Here is a 3,068-nt window from a genome sequence, read left to right as displayed (position 1 = left end):
GCCTGCTGGTCGCCCGACACCAGGTCCTTCACCCCGACCGTGCCGGCCTCGATGTCACGGTCGCCCAGCACCAGCGCGAACCGCGCACCGGAGCGGTCGGCCGACTTCATCGCGCCCTTGAGCCCGCGCCCGCCGTAGGACAGGTCGACGCGCACGCCGGCCGTGCGCAGCTGCGCCGCGAGCACGACGAGCCGGCGGCGCGCCGCGTCGCCCAGTGGCACGCCGAACACCTCGCAACGCGCCTCCGACCAGGGCGCCAGCCCTTCGGCCCGGCACGCCAGCAGGGTGCGGTCGACGCCGATGCCATAGCCGATGCCCGAGAGCGCCTGGCCGCCGAGCGTGGCCATGAGCCCGTCGTAGCGGCCACCGCCACCGATGCCGGACTGCGCGCCCAGGCCGTCGTGGACGAACTCGAACGTGGTCTTCGTGTAGTAGTCCAGGCCGCGCACCATCCGCGGGTTCACCGTGTAGGCGACGCCCAGGTCGTCGAGGTGGGCGAGCACGGCGGCGTGGTGCTCGGCGGAGACGTCGGACAGGTGGTCGAGCAGCAGCGGCGCGTCGGCCGTCATCGCCCGCACCTCGGGGCGCTTGTCGTCGAGCACGCGCAGCGGGTTGAGCTCCGCGCGGGCGCGGGTGGCCTCGTCGAGGTCCAGCCCGGCCAGGAACTCCTGCAGCAGGGCGCGGTAGGCCGGGCGGCACTCGGCGTCGCCCAGCGACGTGAGCTCCAGGCGGTAGCCGGTCAGGCCGAGCGCCCGGAAGCCCTCGTCGGCGATGGCGATGACCTCGGCGTCGAGCGCCGGGTCGTCCACCCCGATGGCCTCGACGCCCACCTGCTGCAGCTGCCGGTAGCGGCCGGCCTGCGGCCGCTCGTAGCGGAAGAACGGCCCGGCGTAGCGCAGCTTGACGGGCAGTCCGGCGCGGTCGAGGCCGTGCTCGATCACCGACCGGACGACGCCCGCGGTGCCCTCGGGCCGCAGCGTCACCGAGCGCTCGCCGCGGTCGGCGAACGTGTACATCTCCTTGGAGACGACGTCGGTGGACTCCCCGACACCGCGCGCGTAGAGCCCGGTGTCCTCGAACACCGGCAGCTCGATGAGCCCGTAGCCGGCGCGGTCGGCGGCGGTGAGCAGCGTGTTGCGCACGTGCTCGAACCCGGCCGACTCCGGCGGGTAGTACTCGGGGATGCCCTTGGGTGCGGCGAACGACGTCACCCGGTCGGCCACGGCGCTCACAGCCCGCGTCCCGGCGCCGGGGTGCCCAGATCCTGCAGGAAGGGGTTGGACGCGCGCTCGCGGCCGATGGTCGTGGTCGGGCCGTGGCCCGGAAGGACGACGGCCGAGTCGTCGCGGGTGAGGATCTTGTCGCGCAGACTGGCCTGCATCTTCGCGAAGTCGCCGCCGGGGAGGTCGGTGCGGCCGATCGACCCGGCGAACAGCGTGTCGCCGGCGATGATCACCTCGACGCCCTCGTCGGTGGCCGTCGAGGAGGGCGGCAGTGTGAAGATCACCGAGCCCTCCGTGTGGCCCGGGGTGTGGGCGATGCCGAGCGTGAGCCCGGCGAGCTCCAGCGAGCCGCCGTCGTCGAGCGTGCGGACCTCCTTCGGCTCGCGCAGCTCGATCTTCCCGCCGAAGAAGGCGGAGGCCTGCATGGACATGCCCTTCATCGGATCGGCGAGCATCTCGCGGTCGTCCGGGTGGATCCAGGCGGGGATGTCGTGGCCGTCGCAGACCGGGGCGACGCTGAAGGTGTGGTCGAAGTGGCCGTGGGTGAGCAGCACCGCCACCGGCGTCAACCGGTGCTCGGTGAGCAGCGCCTCGAGGGGCTCGACGGCGTCCTGGCCGGGGTCGACCACGATGCACGCCTCCCCCGCGGCAGACGCCACCACGTAACAGTTGGTCTGGAACGACCCGGCCGGGAAACCTGCGACAAGCACGCCACCAGCCTAGACAGCGAGGGCCGAGGGGTTCTCTCAGGATCGCTCGTTATCCTTCGCCCCGATCGGTGAGTGAAGGAGTGGTCGGTGGCGACGAACCAGATGCGGCGCGAGGCGGCGAAGCGCAAGCTCGCCCGCCAGCAGGAGCGACGGTTGCAGCAGGCGAAGCGACGCCGGCAGATCGCCGTCATCACGTCCGCTGTGGTGGTCGTCGTCGTGGTGGTCGGCGTGGTGCTGCTGACCACCCTCGGGAAGGGCGGCGACACCTCCGCCGCCGCAGCGGCGCCGAGCGATGCCGCCACACCCACCTCCGCCGCCGCCGCTGCGGCCCTGCCGCCCGGCTCCTGCGCCTACCCGGCCGAGGGCACGGCGGCGAAGGCCGACACCCCGCCCCCCACCACCGGCGTGCCCACCACGGGTGACACGAAGGTCGCGCTCGCCACCTCGGCCGGCCCCATCGGCCTCACCCTGAACGCGGCCAAGGCGCCCTGCACCGTGAACAGCTTCCTCAGCCTGACCAGGCAGAAGTACTTCGACGGCACGAGCTGCCACCGCCTCACCACGGGCGACGGGCTGAAGGTCCTGCAGTGCGGCGACCCGACCGGCACCGGCTCGGGCGGGCCCGGCTACACGATCGCCGACGAGCCGCCGACCGGCCTCGCGGCCGCCGCCAACGGCACGGTCGTCTACCCGCGCGGCACCGTCGCGATGGCCAAGACGTCGGCGCCGAACTCGGGCGGCAGCCAGTTCTTCCTCGTCTACGCCGACTCGACCCTCCCGCCCGACTACACCGTCTTCGGCACGATCGACGCCCCCGGCCTCGCCACCCTCGACGCCATCGCCAAGGGCGGCTCGAACAACGCGAACGGCCCGGGCGACGGCGCGCCCAACACGAAGGTGACGATCACGACCGCGACGGTCGGCTGACCCCGCCGGGACAGCCGCGTGGCCTCCACCCGCGGGACCCCGAGCAGAGCCGCCACCGCCGTGCTCGTCGCCGCGGTGCTGGTGGCCGGCGTGGTCGTGGCCACGCGCGCGGCCGCGGCCGCCCCCGAGCCCGGCACCGCGATCGGGGCGGTCGTCACCGTGGAGCAGGGCGAGGTCCGCGGCGCGGTCGACGGCGACGTGCTGCGCT

Annotated in this window: 4 protein-coding genes; 2 read left to right on the top strand and 2 right to left on the bottom strand. The window is 73.7% G+C overall.

The features are described from left to right. Both hisS and JWR81_RS10050 read right to left on the bottom strand, forming a co-directional pair. A partial coding sequence (gene hisS / locus JWR81_RS10055; protein WP_297649771.1) for a histidine--tRNA ligase occupies positions 1-1,211 on the bottom strand: 1,211 nt, incomplete at its 3' end. A 17-nt stretch (positions 1,212-1,228) separates the two neighbouring features. Then, positions 1,229-1,933 (bottom strand): MBL fold metallo-hydrolase, encoded by a 705-nt coding sequence (locus tag JWR81_RS10050; protein WP_297649769.1) that lies wholly within the window; start codon positions 1,931-1,933, stop codon positions 1,229-1,231. An 87-nt stretch (positions 1,934-2,020) separates the two neighbouring features. Between JWR81_RS10050 and JWR81_RS10045 the strand changes: the two genes are divergently transcribed. Continuing rightward, the gene (locus JWR81_RS10045) at positions 2,021-2,860 is read left to right on the top strand and encodes a peptidylprolyl isomerase (protein WP_297649767.1); all 840 of its coding nucleotides are present in this window, start codon (positions 2,021-2,023) and stop codon (positions 2,858-2,860) included. 18 nt (positions 2,861-2,878) lie between these two features. Then, on the top strand, positions 2,879-3,068 hold a 190-nt coding region (locus tag JWR81_RS10040; RefSeq protein ID WP_297649765.1), incomplete at its 3' end, for a hypothetical protein.

Source organism: Pseudonocardia sp. (assembly GCF_025965585.1).
Lineage (GTDB): Bacteria > Actinomycetota > Actinomycetes > Mycobacteriales > Pseudonocardiaceae > Pseudonocardia.
Note: the sequence above shows the minus strand (reverse complement) of the source record. Positions and strands in the feature narration are given on the sequence as shown.